Here is a 24,410-nt window from a genome sequence, read left to right as displayed (position 1 = left end):
CGTGTCTGACAATTCGCATCAGATCCAGCACGTGTTGGGTGACGAGCTTGCGAGCGACAAGGGGACCGGCATGACCACGCAGCGGACTTTCTCCCAAGAGGACAAGGAATACGAAGCGTTGTACGCGGGGCGCGCGTCCTTCGACGGCGCCGCCCCCGGTGAGGTGCTGATTCCCTGGGACATCGGCGAGCCCCAGCGAGCCGTGGTGGAGCTGGCGCGCGCGGGAGGCTTCAGCGGCAAGGTGCTCGACGCGGGCTGCGGACTGGGTGAGAACGCCATTCTGCTGGCGGGCCAAGGGTACGAGGTGACCGGCGTGGACGGTTCGCCCAGCGCGATCGAGCAGGCGGCGCGACGGGCCGGGGCCCATGGCGTGCAGGTGCGGTTCCTGACCTCGGACGCCACCGAACTGGACGGTCTCGGAAACGATTTCGACACCGTGCTCGACAGCGGCCTCTACCACTGCCTGAACGACGAGCAGAGGTCGGCGTACGCTGCCGCGCTCCACCGGGTGTGCCGGCCGGGTGCCACGCTCCACCTGTTCTGCTTCGCGCAATCCGTGCCGTCGGGGACGCCGATCGTGGAGGAGGCCCTGATCAGCGAGGCCAATCTGCATGCGAACCTCGGCCGGTACTGGGAGATCCAGGACATCTCCGAAGCCGTCTTCGCCACGAGCTTCACCCGCGAACTCCTGGCCAGGCTGGGCACGGCGGGTGCCCCGGACACCGGTGCCAGGCCGGGCCCGGACGCGATCCAGGTGGACGAACGCGGGCGCGTGCTGACACCGATGTCCTACGTGCGTGCGCAGCGCCGGTGAGGCCCCGCCGTCCTGGGCCGCGTGGGTGGCGCGGCCCGGGACGCAGGGCCCGGACCCGGTGGCCGGAGTGCGTCCACGCGCCGTCGTGACGATCGGAATTCGAGCCAGGACGGGACCGATTGGTCTGCTAGCCTCGGCCCATGGCCCGGAAACCTGCTGCCGGTACCCGCGAGCGCATCCTGGACGCCGCTGCCCACCTCTTCGACCAGCGGGGCGTGCACGCGGTCGGCATGCAGCAGATCATCGACGAAGCCGGCTGCGGCAAGCAGTTGCTCTACCGGGAGTTCCCCGGCAAGGACCAGCTGGTGGTGGCGTACCTGGAGCGGTCCGCCGAGGCCTGGGACCGGATCGTGGCCGGTGTGTGCACCGCGGTGGACGCACCCGAGGAACGGCTCGTCGAGTTGGTCCGGGCGGTCCAGGGCATGGCGCCGAACGCCAGGGGCTGCCCCCTCCGCAACACGCATGCGGAGTTTCCCGACCCGGACCATCCGGCGCATCAGGTTTCCCTGAAGCACTTCCGGCGCGTGCGCGAGCAACTGCGGGACCTCGCACGCAGGACTCCGGCCGCGGACCCGGACCGGCTGGGCGACCGGATCATGCTGATCATCGACGGCGTCTACGTGAACGGGTCGACCCTGGGTTCCACCGGTGCCGCGGAAGCGGCCGTCGGACTCGCCGGTGACGTGGTCCGGGCGGAAATCGCCGCTGCGGCCGGCTGAGTTCCCTTCTCCGCCTTCCTTTCCCGATTTCTCTCTTTCCCGCCACCCCGTCCAGGGGTGAAGTCTGCCCGCGGGCGGGAGCTTTCCGCCGCGCGGAATCTCACGACTCAGTGTTCCGAGGAGGACCACGGTGAAGACCATTGTTGTCACGGGGGGCACGTCCGGTATCGGGCAGGCGCTCGCGAACACCTATCTCGGCCGGGGGGACCGGGTGGTCGTCATCGCCCCGGACCCGGTGAAGGGAAGTCAGTTCCTCGACACGGCACGGATGTTGGGCGCGGCCGACCGTGCCGTCTTCGTCGAGGCCGACCTCAGCCTCGTCAGCGAGAACCGGCGCGTCGTCGCGGAGATCACGGACCGGTTCGCGGCGGTGGACGTACTCGTGCTGTGCGCGCGGTACTTCCGCAGCCATCGGATGGTGACCTCCGAAGGGATCGAGCACAATTTCGCGCTGTACTACCTCAGCCGGTATCTGCTCGGATACGGGCTGGCCGACGTGATGAACAAGGCCGAAAGGCCGGTCGTGATGAACATCGCCGGTCCTGGGGTGGGGGCGCCGGGCATCCACTGGAACGACCTCGGCTTCGAACGCGGCTACGACGGCTGGTCGGCCATGTTCCAGGGCGGCCGGCTCAACGACCTCCTCGGTGTCTCGTTCGCCGAGGGAGGGAGCACGCGTCGCGCCCGGTACGTGCTGCTGTTCCCCGGCGGGACACGCACCGGCTTCGCGGGCGAGTTCGACGCCGCCACCGCGGCGCACATCGACCAGATGAAGCGGGCCGCGCAGCCGGTCGAGTTCACCGTCCCGCCGATCGTCGAGATCATCGACGCTCCGCCCCGGGAACCGCTGAGCGCCTTCGTGGAGGGCACACCTCTCAGTCTCCTCCGCCCGGCGTTCGACAAGGGCGCCGCGGCGCGGCTCGACGGCATCACACGGGAACTCCTGCGCGACACGGCAAGCGCCTCATGACGCCCGGCCCGCAGCCGGTGCCCACGTTCCGCCGAATCGCCCCCGTGCCGTCAGGAAGGCAGTGAACGCCATGACCGAACCGGTGTCGATGCCCCACAACCACCGTCGGGCCGAGTGTCCGTTCCGGCCCGGGGCCGCGCTCGTGGAGCTTCACGAGGACCCGTCGCTGCACCGGGTTCCGGTGCCGAACTCCCAGCTCGGTGAAGTCGGAGCCGTACTCGTCACCCGTGAGGACGACGCCCGCACCGTGCTGTCCGACGCCCGCCACGAGGTCGGGTTCGCCTTCGATCCGCAATGGACCGGCCCGCGCTCGGTGATGAACCAGCCGGGCGTCCTGCTCAATTACGACGGGGACGAGCACACCCGGTACCGCCGGATGCAGGCCGGCGCCTTCACGATGAAGCGGATCCGGGCGCTCAGCGGCGTGATCGAGCAGATCGTCGAGGAGCACCTCGACGCCGTGGAGAAGGCCGGTCCGGGCGTCGACCTGATCAGGACCTTCGCCGAACCGCTGCCGCTGATCGTGATCTGCGAGTTGCTGGGGGCACCGCTGGAGGACCGGGCGGGCATCCTGGAGCGCAGTTCGATCGCGAGCAGCGTCGACACCACGCTGGAGGTCCAGCAGGACAACTTCGCGGCCATGATCGACTACATGGCCGAACTGGTCACCGCACACCGTCGGGAAGCGGGCGACAACATCCTCGGGGACCTGGTGCGCAAGCACGGTGCGGAGCTCAGCGACGACGAGCTGGTCGGCATGGGCCTGGACGTCCTCGTGGCCGGACACGGAACCCTCTCCGGCATGATCGGGCTCAGTGTCCTCGCCTTGCTGTCGCACCCGGAGCAGCTGGCGGTCCTGCGCGACGACGACGAGCTGTCCGGCGGCGCCGTCGAGGAGCTGCTGCGGTTCCTCGCGGTGGCGCCCCCGCTGGTCAGGAGGGCGAGCACCGACCTGGCGGTCAACGGCCAGACGGTACGCGCCGGGGAGTACGTCGTCGTCTCGACGCTCATGGCCAACCACGGCGCCGACCTGCCCTCGCCGGCGGACGAGCTCGACCTGCGTCGCAAGCCGGTGCCGCACCTGGCCTTCGGCCACGGCCGGCACCAGTGCGTCGGTCAGCAACTCGCCCGCCTCGAACTCGGCATCGCGCTGCGCGCCTTGTTCCGTCGCTTCCCCGGCCTGCGGCTCGCGGTCCCGTTCGAGGAGATCGAGTACCGCACGGAATCGCTGGTGTACGGGGTCAGGAGCCTTCCCGCCGCGTGGTGATCCGCCCGGGGGACGCCCCGGGCGGAACGTCACACGCGGGTGAGCCGCCCTCCTGGCCGGAGGGCGGCTCCGGGCCGCTCGCGGCAGCGCGGTCGGGGGTCAGCCGCGCGGCCGCCGCCCCTGCGCGACGCGGATGGCGGCGGCCGGGCAGAGAGCCACCGCCGCGTGCACCCCGTCATGGGCCGCGGCGGGCGGCCGGGCGTCGAGCAGGACGACGACACCGTCCTCGTCGCGCTGGTCGAAGACCTCCGGCGCGGTCATCACGCACTGCCCCGAGGCCGCGCACCTGTCCTCCTCGACGGTGATCTCCAGGTAAGCGGTCATGGCGAGTTCCTCTCCTTGCGGGCCCCGGGGCCCACGCGGTCGATCCCCGGCGGGCCGGAGCGTGTTCCGGTGACCGCGATGCCGACCCCGGCCGCACCGGCGAGCGTGACGGCCAGGAGCGCCGGCCGGTAGCCGCCGGCGTGGGCGAGCAGGGCGGCGGTCAGGGGCAGCATCAGGACACCGCCGAGCTGCACGCCCGTCTGGAACAGCGGCACCGCCGCCGCGCGCAGGCCCGCTTCGACGGCCTGGGTGGCCTGCATGTTCAGGGCGGCGAAGGACAGCGCCAGGGCGGCGCCGACGAGAAGGAGCGTCGGCAGCACACCGCTGACGTACGAGGCGGGTTCGGGGTCCAGCAGCAGGAGCAGCTGGCCCGCGAACGCGGCCGCCGCCCCGGCGGCGATCTGCCGCCGGGTACCGAACCGGGCGACCAGACGGCCTGCGAACGGCACGGACGCCGCGAGCGGCACGCACGCGGGGAGCAGCGCGAGCGCCACCTGCCAGGGCCGCCATCCGAAGCGGTCGTACGCCTGGAAGGTGACCAGGAGGAGCAGCGCCGCGTAGGTGCCGTTGAGGGTGGCCGCGCCGAGCGTCGAGCGGATCAGCGGGCCGTTGCGGGCGAGCTCCGCCGTCGGGCGCGGCGGCGTCCGGCGTCCCGTGTCCGGGATCACCCGCAGGCCCCACACCAGGAGCACGAGGGCGAGCGGCGCGGGGAACAGGAACGTCCAGCGCCAGCTCGCCGCGGTGAGCACCCCGGAGAGCAGCAGGCCGAGGGTGAACCCGGCCGCGCCGAACAGGGAGTACACCGAGACGGCCCGCTGCTGCCGCGGGCCGTCGGGGAACGTGGTGGTGATCAGGGCCAGCCCGGCGGGCGCGGTGAGCGCGGCGCAGCCGCCCTTGAGGACGCGCGAGGCGATCAGGAGGGCGGTCGAGTCGGCCAGGCCGCCCGCCACGGAGGTCGCGGCGAACACCAGCATGGCCACGAGGTAGCAGCGGCGCAGGCCCCACCGGGCGGTGGCGCGGGGGCCGAGGAGCAGCACGGCGGCGAATCCGGCGGCGAAGCCGCTCATCAGCCACTGCACCGTCCACACGGACAGGCCGAGGTCGGCGCCGATCCAGGGCAGGGCGACGAGGACCACCGACACCTCGATGGCGTCGAGGACCATGTTGCCCGACAGGACGAACAGGAGCCGCCACGTGCCGCGTCGGGCCGGCGCGGAGAAGGGTTCCGCGGCGGGCGCCTCAGTCACCTGCGGGCACCCCGGCCGGGCGGGATCCGGCGGCGCCGGACGCGGCGGCCTCGGCGAGCAGCGCGGGCAGGCGCTCGCTGACCAACTCGATGTGCCGGACGACGAGGTCGTCCGGCATCCCGGCGATGCTCACCCAGAAGATGAGGTGTTTCACCGGCAGGCCCTTGGTCCGCTCGTGGATGCGGACCGCGGCGTCCTCGGGCGTGAGGATCTCCAGCGTCGACCAGGAGCCGTCGGCCTTCGGGGTCTCGGGGAAGTCGCCGGGGCCGAGCAGCGGTGGCCTGGGGTGGTCCGTGCCCTCCACCGAGCCTTGCCGGTAGGTGTTCATCTGGTGGGCGACATGCGGGGCGACGCGGGGCCACGCCGCTTCGGGGTCGTCGGCGAGTATCACGGGGAGCAGGTCGGAGACCCGGGCGAGCTCGGGGTCGTGGCCGCCCTCGATCAGGCCCTCGCGGTAGTGCCCGTACGTCTCGTGCGAGATGTGCAGGAGGCCGATGCCGAGCCGTCCCGCGATGCGGGCGCCGCGCGGACCGTAGAAGCCGCCCCACAGCGGAACCGGCGTCTGGAGCGGTCCCGGAGTGATGCCGCCCTCCTCCCAGAGCCGCCTGACCTCGGCGATGTTGTGCTCGATCCGGGTGAAGCGGCTCTTGAAGTCGGCGCCGAACAGGTCGTACTCGGGCACCCGGTATCCGGCGCCGAAGCCGACTTCCAGACGGCCGCCGCTGATCAGGTCGACGACCGCGGCGTCCTCGGCGAGCTGGGCGGGCTTGTGGAGGTTGGGGAGCACGACCGCGGTGCCGATGCGGGCGTTGCGGGTGCGGGCCGCGGCGGCCGCGGCGAACGTCAGGGGCCGCGGCAGGTAGCCGTCCTCGAAGAGGTGGTGCTCGGTGAACCAGAGGCCGCCCACGCCGCGCCGGTCGGCCTCCTCGCAGAGTTCGAGGGAACGGGCGTAGTGACCGGCCCAGGGCCGGTGCCACTGGTCCGGGTTGCGCAGATCGAAGAGAAGTCCGACATCCATGCTCTGGTCTCCATGTCTTGGGGGTGCGGGTGCTCAACCGGGGCCGTGCTGCCAGGTCCTCGGGCCCCGGAAGCCGGGCGCGCGTTCCGGGCGGCGCCAGCGCGCCGGCGGGCGCTCGGAGTCCGGCGGCTGCTCCCGGGCGGCGGCCAGCCGGGCGTAGAGGACGGCGGTGAGCGCGCTCAGCTCGACCGTGTCCGGGCTGCCCTTCTCCACGCGCAGGAACAAGGACCCGTCGGAGCCGGTCGACCGGCCGCTCACTGCGGGGGGTTGCCGTGCTTGCGATGGGGCAGGTCGACGTCCTTGCGGCGCAGCATCGCGAACGCGCGGATCAGGACGGAGCGGGTGTCGCCGGGGTGGATGACGTCGTCGACCAGGCCGCGTTCGGCCGCGTAGTAGGGGTGAACGAGCTCCCGCCTGTACTCCTTGATCTTCTGCTCACGGGTCGTGGCCGGGTCCCGGGACGCGGCGATCTCACGGCGGAAGACGACATCGGCCGCAGCCTCCGCGCCCATCACCGCTATCTCGTTGGTGGGCCAGGCGAAGGACAGGTCGGCGCCGATCGAGCGGGAGTCCATCACGATGTACGCGCCGCCGTACGCCTTGCGCAGGATCACCGAGATGCGGGGCACGGTCGCGTTGCAGTACGCGTACAGGAGCTTCGCACCGCGCCGGATGATGCCCTCGTGCTCCTGGTCGACACCGGGCAGGAAGCCCGGCACGTCGACGAGGGTGAGCAGCGGGATGTTGAAGGCGTCGCAGAACTGCACGAACCGCGCGCCCTTCTCGCTGGCCTTGATGTCCAGGACGCCGGCGAGCGACGACGGCTGGCTCGCGACGACGCCGATCACCTGGCCGTCGAGCCGCGCCAGGGCGCACACGAGGTTGGCGCCCCACTGGGCGTGCACTTCCAGCACGTCGTCGTCGTCGACGAGTTCGGTGATCACGTCGCGGATGTCGTACGACCGGTTCCCGTCCGCGGGCACCAGGTCGAGCAGGCGGTCCACGCGCCGGTCGGCCGGGTCGCCGTTCGGTGCCGCGGGCGGCAGCTCCCGGTTGTTGGACGGCAGCATCGACAGCAGGAGGCGTACGTCCGCGAGGCAGCTCTCCTCGTCGTCGTGCACGAAGTGTGCGACGCCCGACACGCCGCCGTGCACATCGGCGCCGCCGAGCCCGTCCTGGGTGACCTTCTCGCCCGTCACCGAACGCACCACGTCCGGGCCCGTGATGAACATCTGCGAGATGCCGCGGACCGCGAACACGAAGTCGGTGAGCGCGGGGGAGTAGGCAGCGCCGCCCGCGCAGGGCCCGAGCATCACGCTGATCTGCGGGATGACGCCGGAGGCCTTGGTGTTGCGCTGGAAGATGCCGCCGTACCCGGCGAGCGCCGAGACGCCCTCCTGGATGCGGGCGCCCGCTCCGTCGTTCAGCGAGACCAGCGGGGCGCCGGCCGCGAGGGCCATGTCCATGATCTTCTGGATCTTCTGGGCGTGCGCCTCGCCGAGCGCGCCGCCGAAGATGCGGAAGTCGTGCGCGTAGACGAAGACCGTCCGGCCCTCGACGGTGCCCCAGCCCGTGACCACGCCGTCGGTGTGCGGGCGCTTCGCCTCCAGACCGAAGCCGGTCGCGCGGTGCCGCCGCAGCTGCTCCACCTCGGTGAAGGTGCCCGGGTCGAGCAGCAGGTCGATGCGCTCGTACGCGGTGAGCTTGCCCTTGGCGTGTTGGCGCTCGGTGGCCTTCGGGTCGGCTCCGAGCCGCGCCAGTTCCTTGAGTTCGTTGAGTTCGCCGAGCCGGTCGGTGGCGGTGGGCACAGGTGCCTGCGCGGTGGTCATCGTCGCTCCTGGTGGTCCGGTCGGGCTAACCGAGCAGGGTGCCGCCGCTCGCGTCGACGAACGACCCGGTGATCCAGCGGGCCTCGTCGCTGGCCAGGAACGTCACGACGTCCGCGACGTCCACGGCCTCGCCGACCCGCTTGAACGCGGACAGCTGGGACATCTGCTCCACTGCCTCGGGGATGTCGAAGACCGCGCTGCCGTTGTTGGTGATGCCGGGCGCCACGCTGTTCACGGTGATGCCGCGCGGGGCGAGGTGCCGGGCGAAGTGCAGCGAGAGCTGCTCGATGGCGCCCTTCGTCATGGCGTACGCCACCTGGTCGGGGCTGGCGAAACGGGTGAGCCCCGACGAGATGTTGATGATGCGGCCGCCGTCGGAGAGCAGCGGGAGCGCCCGCTGCACGATGAAGAACGGGGCCTTGGCGTTCACGGCGAAGAGCCGGTCGAACTCCTCGGCCGTGACGTCCTCGGGGGCGAGCCCGGCCGGAGTGGTGGCGCCCGCGTTGTTGACCAGGATGTCGAGCCCGGTCTCCCCGGTCCGCTCCTTCAGGCCCCGCTCCACACCGAGGAACAGCTCGTGCACGTCGCCGGGGACGCCGAGCCGCGCGCGGACCGGGAAGGCACGGCCGCCGTCCCGCTCGATCAGCTCCACGGTCTCGTCGGCGGAGGCCTGGTCGGAGGCGTAGTGCACGATGACGAGGGCGCCCTCCCGGGCGAGGCGTTGTGCGGTGGCGCGGCCGATGCCCCGGCTGGAACCGGTGACCAGCGCCGTTTTGTCGGCGAGCCTGCCCATCTTCGAACTCCTGTCACTCGATGCGGTCGGGTCGTGCGGGATCCCCTCGGTGGGGGATGCGTTCGGTGCCATGGAGGCGGGGGAGCGGCCGAGGCCGCTGATCATGCGGGCCAGGTGGCGGCGGACCGGGCCGAAGCCGAGGAGTTCGCCGAACACGTCCCGCAGCTGCTCCACTTCGGGTCCGCCGAGGAGCAGCAGCGACTGCGCCCGGATGTTGTCGAGGGTGTGCGCGCCGATGGGCCTGCGCACCAGGTCGTAGCCGTCGAGCAGGTCGTCGCGGTCCGGTGACCCGACCCGCCCCGCGAGGCGTCCGCCGAGTTCGGCGGCGTCCTGCAGGCCGAGGTTGAGTGCCTGCCCGCCGACGGGCATCTGCACATGGGCGGCGTCGCCGGCGAGCAGGACCCGGCCCTTGCGGTACCGGGTCGCCTGGCGGCTCGTGTTGTCGAAGGCGTTCAGCCACAGGGCCGTCCCGTGGCCGATGTCCTCGCCGGTGACCTCCGCCCACGCGGTGACGACCTCGTCGAACGCGGGGGGCCCGGTGCGCTCCTTCGGGGACGTGCCGAAGACATGGACCATCACACGGGTGCTGCCGTCCGGCCAACGGTGCGCCACGGCAAGGCCGTTCGGGTGCCGCTCGAAGCGCCGGGCCGGCACGTCGATGCCCGCCACGTCGGCCCGCAGCATCTCGCGCGTCGCGGCGTGGCCCGCGAAGTCGAAGCCCGCGAGCCGCCGCACGGTGCTGTCGCCGCCGTCGCACCCCACCACGAACGAGCCGGTGACACGGGCGCGCTCGCCGTCGTCCCCGACGGCCTCGACCAGGACGTGCCCCTCCCGGTCGGCCAGGGACACCAGGCGCAGACCGCGCCGCAGCCGCGCCCCGAGTTCCAGGGCCCGCTCCTGGAGGACCGACTCGATGCGGGTCTGCGGGCACTTCCACTGGCCGGCGTACCGGTGGCCGGGGTCGGCGGCGGTCAGATCGAGCCGTATGCCCCCGAAGTGGCCGGGGCCGCCGTCCGGCAGCTCACCGAGCCGGTCGAGGATGCCGCGCTCGTCGAACACCGCCATGGTGCGGGCGTGCAACGTGGACGCCCGTGACTCGGTCATCGGCTCGGCGAGCTGCTCCAGGACGGTGGTGCGCACGCCGTGCGTGCGCAGGTCCCCGGCGAGCAGCAGCCCGACGGGCCCCGCGCCGACGATCACGACATCGGTGTCCGTCGGGGGAGTCGGGATGAGCGGCATCGGTCAACGCCGCGCTTCCGCGTACCGTTTGGCGTGGTCCAGGGTGGCCCGGCTGTTGGCACCGAGCGCGCCGCGCAGGAAGTCCCTGGCCTGCTCGACGCCCGCGTCCGGGCCCAGGATCCCGGTGATGTTCTCCGCGTTGACGACGACGGTGTGCTGCGACGTGGCCGTGACGACCCCGTCATCGCCCTCCTCGAAGTGCCAGTTCCCGGTGTGCAGCGTCATGAGCGCCGGCAGCGTGGTCTGCTTGTACGCGATCCGCTGGTGCGGGAAGCACACCCGCACCGATGCGGTGGTGTGCGTGGAGCCGTCCTTGGCGACGGTGTCCATCCGCAGGACCTGCAGACCGGGGGTGTCCTCGGTGAGATCGACGGAACGGACGTGCGGCAGGCGCTCGACCCACCGGTCGGCCTCGTTGATGAAGTCGTACAGGTCCTTCGCTGACCCCTCGACCCGCACCGAGTCCGTGAACGACAGTGTCAACTCCGCGGTCCGCGCGGCCTCTTCGAGTCCGGCCTTCAGCGAGGGCAGCTCGGCGCGGCTGTTGCTGTCCACCGCCTCGTCGATCCAGGCCAGCGACTCGGGGTCGTCGTCGACGGCCCGGTAGGAGTGCAGGAGCCGCAGCCGGGTCTCCTCCGGGCCCAGCGGCTCGATGATCCACGTGCCGCTCATCTCGGCGATCGGCGGCGACGACACCTCCTGCCGGAAGGTGATGCGCAGCCCCTCCGGGTCGAGGTCGCGGCGCGAGGTCCAGTTCTTGGCCTCGCCGTTGGCGGTGGCCCAGATCCGTATGCGCTCCCGGTCGCCCTCCCGTTCCAGGTACTCGACGTACACGTTCGGCGGGAAGAGGCGAGGCCAGTTCTCCACCTCGGCGAGCAGCCGGTAGACCTCCTTCGCCGCCGCCGCGACGGTGATCTCGTGCTCGACCTCACGGGTCGTCATGATGGGTGCTCCTCAGTCGGGTCGGGCGGGATCAGAAGTTGCCGAGGCCGCCGCAGACGTTCAGGGCCTGGGCGGTGATGGAACCGGCCAGGTCGGAGGCGAGATAGCCGACCAGGCCCGCGACCTCCTCGGGCGTCGAGTACCTGCCGAGCGGGATCTTCGACCGGAACTTCTCCAGGATCGCGTCCTCGGTGGTGCCGTACGCGTCCGCGTAGCCCTGGCGGACCCGCTGCGCCATGGGGGTCTCCACATAGCCGGGGCACACCGCGTTCACCGTGACGCCGGTCGGCGCGAGCTCGTTGCCGAGGGCCTTGGTGAAGCCGACCACGCCGTGCTTGGACGCCGAGTAGGGGGCGCCGAGCACCACGCCCTGCTTGCCGGCCGTGGAGGCGATGTTGATGATGCGGCCGCGCGCCTTGGCGCGCATCCCGCCCGCGTTCAGGACCTCTCGGGTCACCAGGAAGACGCTGGTGAGATTGGTCGCGATGACGTCCTCCCACAGCTCGTCGGCCAGGTCGGCGGTCACCCCGCCGCCCGAGCGTCCGGCGTTGTTGACCAGGACGTCGATGGGCCCGAACCGGGCGAGCGCGGCCCGTACCACACCGGCCACCTGCTCCTTGGAACGCACGTCGCCGGTGGTGCCGTCCACGTCGAGACCCTCGTCCTGCAAGGACTTGACGGTTTCCGCGACGGCCTTCTCGTCGCGGGCGCACAGGAACACCCGGTGCCCCTGCTCGGCGAGCAGCCGGGCCGATGCCAGGCCTATCCCGCTGGTCGCACCGGTGACCAGGGCGACCTTGTGTGCTGTGGTGTCGGTCATGCTCGGCTCCTGCTCAGGCGGCGTGGGTGGCGGGCAGATGGGCGGTGACGAGGTCGATCAGGGCGCGCGGGGTGCGGGCCTCGCCGAAGGCGTCCTCGTCGAGGCTGATCCCGTACTCGCGCTCGATGCGCCCCGCCGTCTCCAGGAGGGCGAGCGACTCGTAGCCGAGGTCACCGAAGTCGGTGTCGAGGATGTCCCCGTCCAGGTCGGCCTCCTCGTCGGTGCCCGCGGCCTCCAGGAGGATCCGCTTGAGTTCGGACAGGGTGAATGCGGTGGTGGACACGGTGTTCCTTTCGTCAGCGGTGGGCGGCCCGCACGACCATCGCTGAGTTGAATCCGCCCTGGCCGCGGGCGAGTACGAGAGCGGCGCGCACCGCGTGGGGACGCGGGGCGCCGGTCACCAGGTCGATGTCGTAGTCCAGGGACAGCGTGGAGCCGGTGGTCGGCGGGATCACGTCGTCGCGCATCGACAGGAACGCGGCCGCCAGGTCCAGCGGTGCCGCGCCCGAGTAGAGGCGGCCCGTCATCGTCTTCGGTGCGGTCACCGGCACCGAGCGCACCCCGAACACCTTGGTGATCGCCTCCGCCTCGGACCGGTCCAGGTCGGGCACGGCCGCGGCGTCGGCGAACACCACGTCGATGTCGTCCGGCGCCAGGCCGGCGTCGGCCAGGGCGAGTTCCATGGCGCGCTGCAGGGTCGGCGCGCGGTCGCCGCCGGGCCGGGGGTCGACCGTGGAGGCGTGCCCGGCGATCTCCCCGTACACCTGCGGAGCACCGCGTTCCAGGGCGTGCTCGGCGTTCTCCAGGACGAGCAGCGCGCCACCCTCGCCCGGCACGTGGCCCGCGGCCCGGTCGTCGAAGGGCAGATAGGCGCGCTCCGGGTCGTCGCTGGTGGTCAGGCGCCCGCTGGTCAGCTGGGCCACCCAGCCCCACGGGCAGATGGAGGCGTCGACCGCCCCGGAGATCACCATGCGGGTGCCCTTGCGGATCTGCCGGCGGGCCTGTGCCACCGCGTCGAGCCCGCCGGCCTGGTCGCTGACCACCACGCTGCTCGGGCCGCGCAGCCCGCCGCGGATGGAGATCTGGCCGCTGTTGACCGCGTAGAACCAGGCGAACGACTGATAGGCGCTGACGTACTGGCCGCCTTTGCTCCACAGCGCGCGCAGCTCGTTCTGCCCGAACTCGAAACCGCCGGAGTGGCTTGCCGTGATGACGCCGACGTCGTAGTCGGGCAGCTCGGACGGGACGACGCCCGCGTCCGCGAACGCCCAGTCGGCGCCGACCAGGGCGAGGCGGGTCATCCGGTCCGTCTGCGGAAGCAGCCTGCCGGGAAGGTGCTCCTTGGCATCGAACCCGCGGATCTCGCCCGCGAGCCGGGAGGCGTACGGCGACGGGTCGAACCGTGTGACCCGGCCGATCGCGCCCCGTCCGGCGAGCGTCGCCGCCCAGTAGTCCGCCAGGCCGAGACCGGTGGGAGCGACGACGCCGAGCCCCGTGACCACCGTGCGGGAGCTCATCGGGCGGCCGCCCGATCGGGGGCGGCGAGCACGATCGCGCTCTGGAAGCCGCCGAATCCACTGCCCACCGAGAGCACCGCGTCGGTCTTCCACTCCCGGGCCGTCAGCGGTACGTAGTCCAAGTCGCACTCCGGGTCGGGGGTGTGGAGGTTCGCGGTCGGGGGCACGACGTCATGGGCCATGGCGAGGACCGAGGCGGCCACCTCGATCGAACCGATCGCACCGAGCGAGTGCCCCACCATCGACTTGATGGAGCTGACCGGCGTGCGGTAGGCGTGGTCGCCGAGGCTCCGCTTGAACGCGGCCGTCTCGTGCCGGTCGTTCTGCTTGGTGCCCGAGCCGTGCGCGTTGATGTAGTCGATGTCCTGCGGGGCGAGCCGTGCCTCGTCGAGGGCGACCCGGATCGCCTCGGCCATCTCCTTGCCGTCGGGCCGGAGCCCCGTCATGTGGAAGGCGTTCGACCGGGTCGCGAAGCCGGCGACCTCGGCGTAGATCCGCGCTCTGCGGGCGCGGGCGCTCTCCAGCTCCTCCAGGACGAAGACCGCCGAGCCCTCACCCAGGACGAAGCCGTTGCGGCTGCCGTCGAAGGGGCGCGAGGCGTGCTGCGGATCGTCGTTGCGCGGGGTGGTCGCCTTGATCGCGTCGAAGCAGGCCACCGTGATGGGCGAGATGGGCGCGTCGGCGGCGCCTGCGATCATCACGTCCGCGGAGCCCTCCCGGATGACGTCGGCGGCGTACCCCACCGCGTCGAGACCGGAGGTGCATCCGGTGGAGACGACCGTGCTCGGGCCCTCGGCGCCCACCGCCCAGGCGACTTCCGTCGCGAAGGAGCTGGGCACCATGTAGTTGTAGAGGTGCGGCACGGCGTAGGCGGGGTCGACCAGTTCGAGGCGGCCGCCGTCGCTGACGGTCCGGTACTCCTGGTCGAGGCCCATCGTGGCGCCGACCGCGCTTCCGATCGTCACTCCCGTCCGGTGCGGGGCGAGCGCCTCGAACTCCAGGCCGCTGTCGGCGACCGCCTCGCGCGCCGTGACCACCGCGAACTGCGCGGCCCGGTCCATGCGCCGGATCTCCTGCGGGGTGAGTCCGGACAGCTCCGCGTCGAAGTCGACCTCGGCGGCCACCTGCGAACGGAACGGCGACGGGTCGAAGAACGAGATGCGGCGTGTGGCCGTGCGGCCGTCGGTGAGCAGCTTCCAGAAGCCCTTGGTCCCCTGCCCGCCCGGCGCGGTCACCCCGACACCGGTGATCACGACCCGTCGGCCGTGGGCGCCGCCCATCAGGCGCTCCATTCGTAGAAGCGGCGGGCCATGGCGTCCGCGGGGGAACGCCAGGTCGCCGGGTCGTACGCCGCGATGTACGGCTTGAGGTCGTCGCTGATCGCGGTGAACAGCGGATCGGTCTTGGCCTCCTCGATGCGGCTCGCGCCGTTGTCGTCGTCGAAGTCCTGGAGGTGGAAGTACAGGCCCCGGTAGGCGAAGAGCTGACGGCGACGCGTGCCCATGCGGTCGGGCATGCCGGTCCGGTCGAAGGCCCCGAAGAGTCCGGCGACGTTCTCGGCCGAGGCGGGTGCCATCCTGGCCACGATCAGAGTGCTGTGCATGGTTTTCCCTTCTTCCTTGTCTGTCGAGCGGGTCCGAACCAGCGGTCCAGGGCCATCGGCAGGTCGTGGTGGCTGCCGGGAGCGGCCCAGGCGACGTGTCCGTCCGGGCGCACCAGCACCGCCGAAATCCCCTTCGAGTCACTGCCGGCGGGTACGCCGACGGGGGTTGCCGTCACGATGTCGACCCGGTCCCGCCAGGCGTCGGCACGCCCGCGCAGCGTCGCGTTGTCGTCGAGGTCGAGCAGCACGCCGCGCCCCGCGCGCAGGAGCGCGGTGCTCGTGGTGCGCCCTCGTGCCCAGGTCAGGTCGAGCTGCGGAAGACGCGCACCGAGCAGCGGACTGCGCCCGCTCCCGACGTCGTAACGGATGTCGAGGCCGCTGACCCGCGCCGCGAGATGGCGGACCACCTCGGGGTGGTCGAGGAGTTCGCCGAGCACGTCCCGCACGGGGGAGACCTCCTCGCCGCCGAGGAGGAGCAGGCTCTGCGCCCGGGTGTTGGCCAGGAGCCTGCGGCCGACCTCGTGCCGCTCCTCGTGGTAGCTGTCGAGCAGAGCCTCGTCCGCCGTGCCCCGCACCACTGCGGCGAGCTTCCAGCCCAGGTTGACCGAGTCCTGTACGGAGGTGTTCATGCCCTGGCCGCCCGCGGGGAGATGGACGTGCGCGGCGTCCCCGGCGAGCAGCACCCGGCCACGCCGGTACTCGGTGGCCTGCCGGGCCGCGTCGCTGAACGCGCTCACCCAGACCGGCTCGGCACCGGAGATGTCGAGGTCCGTGAGCCGCTTCCACACATCGGCGACCTCGCCGAACTCCGGCGGCCCCGAACGGCGCCGTGGAGGAGTGCCCCGCTCTCCGACGATGATCCGGTGGATGCCGCCGGGCAGCTTGGCCACCATCACCAGGCCGCCGGTGGGCTGCCCGGTCATCCGGGGCTCCAGGTCCACGCCCTTGAGGTCGGCGAGGAACAGCTCGGTGGTCGCGGGCGTGCCGGGGAAGTCGAACCCGGCGAGCTTGCGGACGGTGCTGCGACCGCCGTCGCAGCCCACCACGTAGCGGGCCCGCAGCGCGCGGGCCGAGTCCCGTACGATCACGGTCACGCCCTCGCCGTCCTCGGCGAGGCCGGTGACCTCCGTGCCGCGCCGGATGTCGGCGCCCAACTCCCGCGCCCAGGACTCCAGTACAGACTCGGTGGTGGACTGGGGGACGGCGCGCGCCGATGCGTGGGCGGCGTCCAGGACCGCCAGGTCGAGCGGAAGGCCGCCGAAGTGCCCCGCCTCGCTCGTCCCGATCTCGCCGAACCGGGGCAGCAGGCCGCGCTGGTCGAAGACCTCCATCGTGCGGATCGTGAAACCGATCCCGCGGGACTCGCCGGTCCGTTCCGGCAACCGGTCGAGCACGATCGTGTCGACGCCCGCCAGACGCAGTTCTCCGGCCAGCATGAGCCCGGCCGGCCCGGCGCCGACGACAATGACTGAAGCGTCCATGTGAATCTCCAGAGCGTCCGGGGAGCCGATCCCGGTGGGTGGCGGGTGTCGGAAATCCCTATTCGGTCTCGATGTTGGCGGCTATGCGGGCCAGTACGTCATTGGCGGCGAGGAATTCTTCCTCGGAGATTCCGGCGAGCGAGCGGGCCGCGTGCGCGTTCACCAGGACCTCGGCCCGCACGTGCGCCGCACTGCCGGATTCGGTGAGCGTCACCGTGCCGTCCTGGCTCGACACCCAGCCGCGGTCCACGAATCCATCGACCACCGACCGGTAGGAGTCGGAACGGTCCACGGCCAGGAACGGAGAGAATGCCGCGTCGATGTCCGCGACGGTCCGCACGCCAATACTGATGGCATGCAGAACCTGCCATTGCCGCCGGTTCAGATTCTCTCCGGCAAGGGCCTTCGCGGTGGCTTCGTCGAAGAGCCGGTGCAAATGCAGAAGCCAGTATCCGATGCGCTTGGTGGTGTTCTGCTGGAGCATGAAGCGCCTACTTCCTCGCGTACGGGGAGAGATTCTCGGCCCGCATGTTCAGACTCGCGGTCGAATGTCCAACCACTAGACACTCGCATGATCGGCTGCCGCGCAACAAGGTTCCACGGGCAAGCCTGTGGGCGACCCGCAGGGTCCCTTGCGGGTCGCCCGTAGGGCCCTTTGTTCGATGCTGTGCAAGGAGCCGCTCGCCTCGGGAGGCGATATGTGTTCGTTCTCGACGGAGTCGAAGCGTCCCGGTACGTAGATGTCCTGGCCATCCCGGAGGACCCCGGTTCTCGTCCTCGTCGCGGTGGCCGCCCGAGCTGCGGCGAGGTGTCTCTGTCGAGGCATGCTCCTGCGGTCGTGCTCGATCATCCTTATTTCCCCCTTGCTGCTCATCCGGTCGCCGGCTTCGATCTGCTGTCGGGGTACGGCTGCGGGTGGTCCTCGGGCCGTATTCCGCTTCGTGGAAGCCTCGTCCGGGCCTACGCTACAGGGCGTCCATTGCATACGCATCAACAAACTCGGCCGCCCGAAAGTGTGCCGGTCGGCGCGTATCAGCGGTACTTCGACGCGACGCCCGGTGTGCAGTCCCGGCGTGCTGACCTGGTGATTTCCGGGAGGGTTCGGGCGTGTCGCCGAGTGGACTCCTTGCGAGTTCCTGACGCGGGCGAGATGCCGAAACGTGACTGTCGCCACAATCCGTCGGCCGCTGCCCGATAGCGCTTCCGGTGGAAGTGCGCGGCGCGGTGCGAGAAATTGGAAGAGGCGGCTCCATTTGCCTCGCCGTCGGCGCCGGTGACACCTATTCGGGGTTCCCGGGGGTTTGTCATTCGCGGATGCGGCATCGGTCCCCCGGGAGCCGAGCACGCCGACTCGCCGTCCATGGCGCCATGGTGGCGCTTTCGTGAAGAATTCGGCGCCGCAAGAATGAAAACTCCGCCGAATCTCAGTCCTTGAAACGAAACGTTGGCGTTTTTGAGATCGACTCCGTACGGTGCGCCCGGCGCTGGGGCCCGGGAGAGCGGGAGGGTTCTGTACGGGGACCTCGGGGGCGTCCTCGGCGAAGGCGCTCAGGGGCGGCCGGCGGTCTCCCGGTGTGCCTCGACGGTGACGGCGAGCCGGACGGCCGCGTCCGACCAGGTGCGGGCGGCGGCGTCCGGGTCGCCGGCGCGCACGGCGTGGGCGAGGGCGCGCAGAAGCTCGGCGGTGGTGGCCAGGCCGCCGCGGTCCAGCCGGGCGGCGGTGCGGTCCAGGCGGGTCAGGGTGGGGCCGTCCGGGTGGCGCAGGCCCCGGTGGGCGGTGTCGGCGAGGGCGGCGAGTGCCTCGGCGAGGTCGGCGGCGACGGGGTCGGCCGACGGCGGTGCGGCGGGGCCGAGGGTGGTGGACGCGGTGCCGGGAGCGAGGTCGGGGACGACGACGGTGTCGCCCGCGAGGAGCGCGGCGGGCTCCAGGACGGTGCGGCCCGCCGCCCGTCGGAGGGTGGCGCTGACGTGGGTGACGGCGCCGGACCCGAGCGCCGCGGCGAGCGCGTCGAGGGAGCCGGGGCAGGCCGGGTCGTAGGTGGCGGCGAGGGTGGCCGGGTTGCCGGCGGCGTCGCGGACCGCGGCCTCCAGGCGCTGCTCGGCGGCGTCGTACCGGACCCCCTCGACGGCGGAGAGCCGCACCACGTGCAGGGACTCGGCGGCGATGCGGGGCCGGATCAGCCGCGGCGGCCGGCCCTCCAGGGTGCGCAGGTGGGCGTCGAGGTCGGTGAGCAGCAGCGGGGCGGGCAGGTCGGTCCAGGAGCCGCCGACCGGGGTGACGGTGGTGGCGGCGGTCCGACCGCGGCCGAGGCGGAGTTCACGGGCGGCGCTGCGGACGGCGCTTTCGCTGACCACGTTGCCGGCGGCGAGGGCGTCGAGGCGGTGGCCGGCGATCCGGCGGGCGGCCAGCGCGTGCCCGGTCGGCGGACGGCCGTCGGCCGGGACGTCCCAGCCGCGGCGGAGCACCAGGACGGTGCCGGCGGCGGGGTGGGCGAGGTAGACCTCGGCGGACCGGGTCGTTGCGGTGCCGCGGATCCGGCAGCCCAGCGCGGTCAGGCGGATCCGGCGCAGCGGGGTCTCGGCGGTCTCCCGGACACCGAGTACCTCCGACCGGGACGCGCCGGGGCGGGCGGCGGCGCGGTGACGGGCGTGGAGTTCGGCCAGGAGCAGGGCCAGCTCCTCGGGCCGGTGGTCGGCGGACCGGGCGGCGTACGCGTCGAGCTGGCCGATCAGGTCGGCGACCAGGCCGGCCGGCCAGTGCAGGGAACGGTCGGCGAGTTCGTCGCGCACCCGGTGGAGATCGGCGGTGAGGACCGGCCCGGCGTGCACGGCGCCGTCGAGCAGCAGCTCGCGGGCGAGACCGAGGGCGGCGTCCAGGACCGGCGGGATGCCCGCATCGGGCTCGGGACGGCCGCCGAGGGTGACGGCCGGGCGGCCGTCGGCGGCCCGGAAGGCCCAGACCGCGAGGGCGATCATCTCGCCGCGGCGGTCCTGCGCGGCGTCGGTCACCGCGAAGCCCAGCTCGCCGGGGACGGGGAACCGGACGGTGCAGGCGGCCAGTTCGGCGACCGGCTGCGGATCGTCCGGGCGCGCATGGTGCAGCCGCGCGGCATAACCGCGCTCCAGGGTCCTGCGGGCGGCGGCCACGGCGCGGGCGCCGACGGCGGCGGTCAGCGCCTCGTCGTCCAGCGCGCCGGGGGACCACGCGGGGGCGGGCGCGGGGGTGTCGGGCGTACCGGGGGTGCCGGAAGCGGCGGGGCCGGGGGCAGGACCCGGCGGGGCGTCGGCGGCGGCGTGCTGGTGGGCGAGGACCAGGGCGATCCGGTGGCGGCACACGCCCGGGGCGCCGCAGGTGCAGCTGCCACCGTCCAGCCCGGTGCCGGGCGGCAGGACGACGGAGTTGCCGTCCGGGCAGGTGCCGCGAAGCGTGCCGTCCGGGTCGAGGTCGGGCACCGGCCCGTCGCCCGCGGCGACTTCGCGGGCGGCGCGCTTCACCAGGCCGCGATTGGCGAGTGCGGCGAGCGTGTCGGTGTCCAGGGCGAGCAGATCGGCCCGCGTCGCGGCGGTCATCGGCCGAGCCGCTCGGCGACGAACTCGGCGAGCATCCCCGGCGTCATCGCGCCCACGTGCGCGCCGGCGTCCGCGAGCTGCCCGGCCAGCTCGCGGTCGTACGCGGGGGCGGCCTCCTCGTCCAGCGCGGCGAGTCCGAGCACGGTGGCGCCCTGCCCGGTCAGCGAGCGGACGGTGCGCAGCAGCCGGTACCGGTCGCCGCCCTCGTAGAAGTCGCTGACCACCGCGAGGACGGTGCGCCGCGGGTTCTCCACCAGACCGGCCGCGTAGTCGACGGCACGGGCGATGTCGGTGCCGCCGCCGAGCTGGACCCGCATCAGCAGCTCCACCGGGTCGGTGACGTCGGAGGTGAGGTCCACCACCTGGGTGTCGAAGGCGACCAGATGGGTCTTCAGGCCGGGAAGGCTCCACAGGCAGGCCGCGGTGACCGCGGAGTGGATCACCGAGCCGACCATGGAACCGGACTGGTCGACGAGCAGGATCAGCTGCCACTGCTCCAGGTGCCGGCGGGTGCGGGAGTGGAAGTGCGGGCGTTCGATCAGGATCCGCCGCTCGGCGGGCCGGTAGCGGCCGAGGTTGGCCCGGACGGTGCGGCGGAAGTCGAAGTCGCGGGCGAGCGGGCGGCGGCTCGGGCGGGCGGACCGGGCGCCGGTGAACGCCTGGCGCAGCTCCGGGGTGAGGCGTTCCATCAGCTGCCGGACCACCGCGGCCACGATGCGGCGGGCCTGGCCGAGCAACTGCTCGTTCATCAGGTGCTTGGTGCGGAGCACGGCGCGCAGCAGGGCGGCGCTCGGCTCGACCCGCTCCAGGACGGTCGGGTCGGTGACGATCTCGTCGATGCCGTAGTGCTCGACGGCGTCGCGCTCCAGGCGTTCGATCGTCTCGCGGGGGAAGAGCCGGTGGATGTCGTCCAGCCAGTCGACCGCGGTGACCCGGGACGGTTCCGCGCCGGCGCCGCGGATGCCGCGGCGGTCGAGGTCCTCGTCGCGGCCGTACAGCCACTCCAGGGCGGCGTCGCGGGCGGCGCCGTCGGCGCCCGGGCTGCCGGTCCAGGGCTCGGCGGGGGAACCGAGGACCAGGCGCCAGCGCTCCAGGGCGGGGTCGGGTGCCGTTGCGGGGGTGGGCTCGGGCGCGGTCACCGGGCACTCCGCAGGCCGTGGCGGTCGAGCAGGGCGGTCACGTTCTCCTCCAGGGCGCGGGCGGCGGCCAGGTGCACGGGGTCGGCGGTGGTGCGGAGCAGGGCGCGGGCGGAGCCGCGCAGGCCGCGACGCTCGATCAGACGGCGGGCGATCCGCTCGCGCTCGCGCGGCGGGAACCAGGCGAAGGCCTGACGCAGGGCGGGGAGGGCGATGAGGAACTCGGCGTCGGTGAGCTCGGCGAGGACGGAGTCCACGGCGGCCAGCAGGGAGCCGTCGCCCGCGTCGGCGGTGACCTCCTCCCGGGCGAGTGCGAACAGGCCGGCCAGCCAGTCGCCGAGCGCGCCGGGGTCGCCCGCGGCGTGCAGGGCGGCGGAGGCGAGGTCGGGATCGGCCGTGGGGGTGAGGGCGAGGTGGAGGCCGTGGGCGCCGCCGCGAAGGTCGGCGGGGGCGTGCGGGTCGCGGGCGATGCGGAGGGCGAGGGCGGCGGCGTCCTCGGGGGTGACCGTGAGCAGGTCGGGGGCGTGGCACAGCGCGTCGCGGACGGCGGCGAGGGCCGCGAGGCGCGCCGGGTCGGTGCCGGAGCGGCCGTGCGCGCCCTCGACCAGCCACAGGACGCGGGTGACGGCGCCGTCGACGACGGCGGCCAGCAGCGGGCTGCGGGCGGTGCCGTACACCCGGTCGTGCCGCCACAGGCCGAGCGCGGTGGCGAGGACGGAGCCGAGGGCACCCGGGTCGGGGTGGCGGGCGAGGACGGCGGTGAGCGCGGTCAGGAGCCGGTCGGTGAGGGCGGTGGCGCCGCACAGCACGGTGTCGAGGAGCAGGGCGGCGAGTTCGGTGTCCGTGGGCCCGGTGGTACGGGCCCGCTCGGCGAGGACGGTGGCGGCGGCCTCGTCGAGGGTGGCGCCGTACGCGCCCGCCTCGATCAGGGCGGCGTCGCGGCCGGTGTCCGGTCCGGCTTCCCAGCGTTCGGTGGTGACCGGGTCGGCGCCGTGGGCGGGTCCGGCGGTGCGGTGGCGGCCGGGCACGCCGAGGACGCGCAGCCGGTGCAGGGTCCGGCTGGCCGTCAGACCGTCCTCGGTGGTCAGGTCGCAGGTCAGCGGGCGGGTGCCGGTGGCCCCGATCGCGGCGAGCCGGGCGGCGGTGTCGTGGACCAGCGGCGGGGCCGGAGTGTCCGGGTGCAGCCGCCCGGTGCGGGAGCCGCTGCACGCGGCGACCATCTCGACCACCACCGGGTGGCTGCCGGGCGCCAACGGGGTGCGCTCCGACCAGGGCAGCGGCCGGGTCAGGTCGTCCTTGACGAGCGCGCCGGCCAGGCCGTCGAGCACGTCGGTACGGGCCGGCACCGGGTGGCCGCGCAGCGCGGCCAGGCCGCCGGTGAGCGCGGCGGCGGCGACCAGGTCGGCCGTGGAGACGGGGTGGCGGCGCCCGCGCAGCCGCGACACCACGGACTGCCGCAGATGGTCGGCGGCGGCCTCGGGGCCGTCCTCCCACAGCCGCTGGTAGTAGGCGGGCGAGGGCATGCCCGACTGGTAGCCGGCGAAGGCGTCCAGCTGCCGGAACGAGTAGGGCACCAGGTAACTGCCGGACACCGCGCCGGGTCGCGGCGCCGGCAGCGCGGGCCGGCCGGGCACCTCCGCGGGCCGCTCGGCGAGGGTGCGGAGCGCGGGGGTGTGGAAGCCGCCGGTGACCACCAGCACGGTCGCTGGTCCCGCCTCGGCCAGGACGGCGCGGATCCAGGCAGCCATGTACGCCTCGCGGGCCCGGTCGCCCTCGTCCGCCTCGGCGTCCCCGCGGACCAGGTCGAAGTAGGCGTCCAGACGCCCGGCGAGCCCGTCCGCCGGTGCCACCTCGAACAGGCCGTCCCACAGGGCGTCCACCGAGCCGGTGCCGAAGCGCGAGCACAGCCGGGCGGTGGCCTCGGCGTACCGGGCCTCCGCGTCGGCGTACCGGTTGGCGCGCAGCTCGAACGCCGGGTGCCAGGACGGCAGGTCGACGAAGAGCACCTCCGCGCCGGCCGCCCGGCCCTCCCGCAGTGCCACCCACTCGGGCGAGTAGTCGCACAGCGGCGTCCAGGTGGTGGCGGTGCGCTCGGCGTCGCGGTAGTGGCTGAACACGGCGATCGGCAGTTCGTGCCCGAGGGCCAGCTCGTCCAGGCGGCCGTTGAGGTCGGCCGGCCCCTCGACGAGCACGTACGCGGGCCGCAGCCGTCGGACGGTGTCCGCCACCAGACGGGCGCAGGCGGGGGAGTGGTGGCGGACCCCGAGGAAGACCGCGGGCATCAGCCGGCCAGCAGGTGGCGGGCTTCGTGCACGGCGTGCCAGTGCGGGCCGCGCCGCCGCGGGACCCGCTGCTCCAGGTAGCGGCGCAGCCGGGCCAGGTCCTCCGGGCTGTCCTTGGCGGCGGTGCCGGCCAGGCTGGCGACCAGGTCGGCCGCGTTGCCGGACTCGCCGCGCAGGTACCAGCCGCGCAGTCCGACCGCGTGGGCGACCGAGACCGCCTCCGCGGTGCTCATCACCGCGGACAGGCGGTCACCGCCCTCACCGGCCCGCAGCTCGCGGAACGTGGTGACGAGGACCCCCAGCAGGTCCCGGTCGGGCGCGGCGGCCACCCCGGAGCGGCGCAGCAGATGCGCGGACTCGGCCTCCACCAGGGCGAGTTCGGTGTCCAGGTCGGGGATCGGGAAGACCGTCTCGAAGTTGAACCGGCGCTTGAGCGCCGCGCTCATCTCGTTCACCCCGCGGTCGCGGGTGTTGGCGGTGGCGATCACGTTGAAGCCCTGCTTGGCGAAGACCATCCCCTCCGGCCCGTCCAGTTCGGGGATCGCCACCACGCGCTCGGAGAGCAGGGACAGCAGCGAGTCCTGCACCTCCAGCGGGCAGCGGGTGATCTCCTCGAACCGGACCAGCCGGCCGTCGGCCATGCCGCGCAGCATCGGCGCGGGCACCAGCGAGCGGGTGGAGGGGCCCTCGGAGACCAGCAGGGCGTAGTTCCACGAGTACTTGATCTGGTCCTCGGTGGTCGCCGCGCCGCGTGGCCCGCTCCGGATACCGGCCGGACAGCGGCGCCACCCCCTTCCGTCAGGAGCAGGCCGACTTCGCGGTGCGTGGCACCTGGGAGT

22 protein-coding genes and 1 pseudogene are annotated in these 24,410 nt (G+C 73.0%); 5 read left to right on the top strand and 18 right to left on the bottom strand.

Going from position 1 to position 24,410, the window contains the following annotated elements:
* Position 1: 1 nt before the first annotated feature.
* The 4 genes from ACFWJ4_RS19270 (at position 2) to ACFWJ4_RS19255 (ending at position 3,770) form a co-directional block, all read left to right on the top strand.
* On the top strand, positions 2-814 hold the full coding sequence (locus ACFWJ4_RS19270; protein WP_380545420.1) for a class I SAM-dependent methyltransferase: 813 nt from the start codon (positions 2-4) through the stop codon (positions 812-814).
* 140 nt (positions 815-954) lie between these two features.
* Positions 955-1,533: a TetR/AcrR family transcriptional regulator gene (locus tag ACFWJ4_RS19265; RefSeq protein WP_380545418.1), complete on the top strand. Its 579-nt coding sequence runs from the start codon at positions 955-957 to the stop codon at positions 1,531-1,533.
* A gap of 130 nt (positions 1,534-1,663) precedes the next feature.
* Positions 1,664-2,503, top strand: coding sequence for an SDR family NAD(P)-dependent oxidoreductase (locus tag ACFWJ4_RS19260; RefSeq protein WP_380545416.1), 840 nt, complete (start codon positions 1,664-1,666; stop codon positions 2,501-2,503).
* A gap of 70 nt (positions 2,504-2,573) precedes the next feature.
* Positions 2,574-3,770 carry a cytochrome P450 gene (locus ACFWJ4_RS19255; RefSeq protein WP_380545414.1) on the top strand — a complete coding sequence of 399 codons (1,197 nt, stop codon included), beginning with the start codon at positions 2,574-2,576 and terminating at the stop codon, positions 3,768-3,770.
* Between the two features lie 99 nt (positions 3,771-3,869).
* On the opposite strand, the gene ACFWJ4_RS19250 is transcribed toward ACFWJ4_RS19255, so the two are convergent.
* The 18 genes from ACFWJ4_RS19250 to ACFWJ4_RS19165 all read right to left on the bottom strand — a co-directional run bounded on the left by ACFWJ4_RS19250 (position 3,870) and on the right by ACFWJ4_RS19165 (position 24,269).
* Positions 3,870-4,082, bottom strand: a complete 213-nt coding sequence (locus tag ACFWJ4_RS19250; protein ID WP_380545467.1) for a ferredoxin — start codon at positions 4,080-4,082, stop codon at positions 3,870-3,872.
* A gap of 8 nt (positions 4,083-4,090) precedes the next feature.
* Entirely contained in the window at positions 4,091-5,341 is a 1,251-nt protein-coding gene (locus ACFWJ4_RS19245) for an MFS transporter (protein ID WP_380545412.1), read from the bottom strand.
* Positions 5,334-6,359: an LLM class flavin-dependent oxidoreductase gene (locus ACFWJ4_RS19240; RefSeq protein ID WP_380545410.1), complete on the bottom strand. Its 1,026-nt coding sequence runs from the start codon at positions 6,357-6,359 to the stop codon at positions 5,334-5,336. The genes ACFWJ4_RS19245 and ACFWJ4_RS19240 overlap by 8 nt, the downstream gene beginning before the upstream one ends.
* Before the next feature lie 33 nt (positions 6,360-6,392).
* Complete coding sequence (locus ACFWJ4_RS19235) at positions 6,393-6,584, bottom strand: acyl-CoA carboxylase subunit epsilon (RefSeq protein ID WP_380545408.1); 192 nt, start codon at positions 6,582-6,584, stop codon at positions 6,393-6,395.
* Between the two features lie 29 nt (positions 6,585-6,613).
* Complete coding sequence (locus ACFWJ4_RS19230) at positions 6,614-8,188, bottom strand: acyl-CoA carboxylase subunit beta (protein ID WP_380545406.1); 1,575 nt, start codon at positions 8,186-8,188, stop codon at positions 6,614-6,616.
* Positions 8,189-8,213: 25 nt separating this feature from the next.
* Positions 8,214-10,220: an SDR family oxidoreductase gene (locus ACFWJ4_RS19225; protein ID WP_380545404.1), complete on the bottom strand. Its 2,007-nt coding sequence runs from the start codon at positions 10,218-10,220 to the stop codon at positions 8,214-8,216.
* 3 nt (positions 10,221-10,223) lie between these two features.
* A complete protein-coding gene (locus tag ACFWJ4_RS19220) occupies positions 10,224-11,162 on the bottom strand; it encodes an aromatase/cyclase (RefSeq protein WP_380545402.1) in 939 nt (312 codons plus the stop codon).
* Between the two features lie 31 nt (positions 11,163-11,193).
* On the bottom strand, positions 11,194-11,982 hold the full coding sequence (locus ACFWJ4_RS19215) for an SDR family NAD(P)-dependent oxidoreductase (protein ID WP_380545400.1): 789 nt from the start codon (positions 11,980-11,982) through the stop codon (positions 11,194-11,196).
* A 13-nt stretch (positions 11,983-11,995) separates the two neighbouring features.
* Positions 11,996-12,265, bottom strand: a complete 270-nt coding sequence (locus tag ACFWJ4_RS19210) for an acyl carrier protein (protein ID WP_380545398.1) — start codon at positions 12,263-12,265, stop codon at positions 11,996-11,998.
* A gap of 13 nt (positions 12,266-12,278) precedes the next feature.
* Entirely contained in the window at positions 12,279-13,499 is a 1,221-nt protein-coding gene (locus ACFWJ4_RS19205) for a ketosynthase chain-length factor (protein WP_380545396.1), read from the bottom strand.
* Positions 13,496-14,779, bottom strand: a complete 1,284-nt coding sequence (locus tag ACFWJ4_RS19200) for a beta-ketoacyl-[acyl-carrier-protein] synthase family protein (RefSeq protein WP_380545394.1) — start codon at positions 14,777-14,779, stop codon at positions 13,496-13,498. Before ACFWJ4_RS19200 ends, ACFWJ4_RS19205 begins: the two co-directional genes overlap by 4 nt.
* Positions 14,779-15,102 (bottom strand): TcmI family type II polyketide cyclase, encoded by a 324-nt coding sequence (locus tag ACFWJ4_RS19195; protein ID WP_380545392.1) that lies wholly within the window; start codon positions 15,100-15,102, stop codon positions 14,779-14,781. Before ACFWJ4_RS19195 ends, ACFWJ4_RS19200 begins: the two co-directional genes overlap by 1 nt.
* Complete coding sequence (locus ACFWJ4_RS19190) at positions 15,087-16,583, bottom strand: FAD-dependent monooxygenase (protein WP_380545390.1); 1,497 nt, start codon at positions 16,581-16,583, stop codon at positions 15,087-15,089. Before ACFWJ4_RS19190 ends, ACFWJ4_RS19195 begins: the two co-directional genes overlap by 16 nt.
* Positions 16,584-16,641: 58 nt before the next feature.
* A complete protein-coding gene (locus ACFWJ4_RS19185; RefSeq protein WP_380545388.1) occupies positions 16,642-17,067 on the bottom strand; it encodes a MarR family winged helix-turn-helix transcriptional regulator in 426 nt (141 codons plus the stop codon).
* A 1,064-nt stretch (positions 17,068-18,131) separates the two neighbouring features.
* A complete protein-coding gene (locus ACFWJ4_RS19180; RefSeq protein ID WP_380545386.1) occupies positions 18,132-20,153 on the bottom strand; it encodes a hypothetical protein in 2,022 nt (673 codons plus the stop codon).
* The gene (locus ACFWJ4_RS19175) at positions 20,150-21,292 is read right to left on the bottom strand and encodes a VWA domain-containing protein (RefSeq protein ID WP_380545384.1); all 1,143 of its coding nucleotides are present in this window, start codon (positions 21,290-21,292) and stop codon (positions 20,150-20,152) included. The genes ACFWJ4_RS19180 and ACFWJ4_RS19175 overlap by 4 nt, the downstream gene beginning before the upstream one ends.
* The gene (locus ACFWJ4_RS19170) at positions 21,289-23,571 is read right to left on the bottom strand and encodes a DUF5682 family protein (protein ID WP_380545382.1); all 2,283 of its coding nucleotides are present in this window, start codon (positions 23,569-23,571) and stop codon (positions 21,289-21,291) included. The genes ACFWJ4_RS19175 and ACFWJ4_RS19170 overlap by 4 nt, the downstream gene beginning before the upstream one ends.
* Positions 23,571-24,269, bottom strand: a complete 699-nt coding sequence (locus ACFWJ4_RS19165; RefSeq protein ID WP_380545465.1) for an AAA family ATPase — start codon at positions 24,267-24,269, stop codon at positions 23,571-23,573. The genes ACFWJ4_RS19170 and ACFWJ4_RS19165 overlap by 1 nt, the downstream gene beginning before the upstream one ends.
* A gap of 44 nt (positions 24,270-24,313) precedes the next feature.
* Between ACFWJ4_RS19165 and ACFWJ4_RS19160 the strand changes: the two are divergent.
* A pseudogene (locus tag ACFWJ4_RS19160) lies at positions 24,314-24,410 on the top strand (GntR family transcriptional regulator); the annotation flags it as partial.

It is taken from the genome of Kitasatospora sp. NPDC127067 (assembly GCF_042724755.1).
GTDB lineage: Bacteria > Actinomycetota > Actinomycetes > Streptomycetales > Streptomycetaceae > Kitasatospora > Kitasatospora lactacystinica.
This window is presented reverse-complemented; position numbering and strand designations above follow the sequence as displayed.

Bases quoted from the DNA above. Each gene is read 5' to 3' on its own strand.
- ACFWJ4_RS19205 (WP_380545396.1), bottom strand. From the start codon at position 13,499: ATGAGCTCCCGCACGGTGGTCACGGGGCTCGGCGTCGTCGCTCCCACC.
- ACFWJ4_RS19195 (WP_380545392.1), bottom strand. From the start codon at position 15,102: ATGCACAGCACTCTGATCGTGGCCAGGATGGCACCCGCCTCGGCCGAG.
- ACFWJ4_RS19185 (WP_380545388.1), bottom strand. From the start codon at position 17,067: ATGCTCCAGCAGAACACCACCAAGCGCATCGGATACTGGCTTCTGCAT.
- ACFWJ4_RS19180 (WP_380545386.1), bottom strand. From the start codon at position 20,153: ATGACCGCCGCGACGCGGGCCGATCTGCTCGCCCTGGACACCGACACG.
- ACFWJ4_RS19190 (WP_380545390.1), bottom strand. From the start codon at position 16,583: ATGGACGCTTCAGTCATTGTCGTCGGCGCCGGGCCGGCCGGGCTCATG.
- ACFWJ4_RS19215 (WP_380545400.1), bottom strand. From the start codon at position 11,982: ATGACCGACACCACAGCACACAAGGTCGCCCTGGTCACCGGTGCGACC.
- ACFWJ4_RS19230 (WP_380545406.1), bottom strand. From the start codon at position 8,188: ATGACCACCGCGCAGGCACCTGTGCCCACCGCCACCGACCGGCTCGGC.
- ACFWJ4_RS19220 (WP_380545402.1), bottom strand. From the start codon at position 11,162: ATGACGACCCGTGAGGTCGAGCACGAGATCACCGTCGCGGCGGCGGCG.
- ACFWJ4_RS19265 (WP_380545418.1), top strand. From the start codon at position 955: ATGGCCCGGAAACCTGCTGCCGGTACCCGCGAGCGCATCCTGGACGCC.
- ACFWJ4_RS19200 (WP_380545394.1), bottom strand. From the start codon at position 14,779: ATGGGCGGCGCCCACGGCCGACGGGTCGTGATCACCGGTGTCGGGGTG.
- ACFWJ4_RS19225 (WP_380545404.1), bottom strand. From the start codon at position 10,220: ATGCCGCTCATCCCGACTCCCCCGACGGACACCGATGTCGTGATCGTC.
- ACFWJ4_RS19255 (WP_380545414.1), top strand. From the start codon at position 2,574: ATGACCGAACCGGTGTCGATGCCCCACAACCACCGTCGGGCCGAGTGT.
- ACFWJ4_RS19170 (WP_380545382.1), bottom strand. From the start codon at position 23,571: ATGCCCGCGGTCTTCCTCGGGGTCCGCCACCACTCCCCCGCCTGCGCC.
- ACFWJ4_RS19240 (WP_380545410.1), bottom strand. From the start codon at position 6,359: ATGGATGTCGGACTTCTCTTCGATCTGCGCAACCCGGACCAGTGGCAC.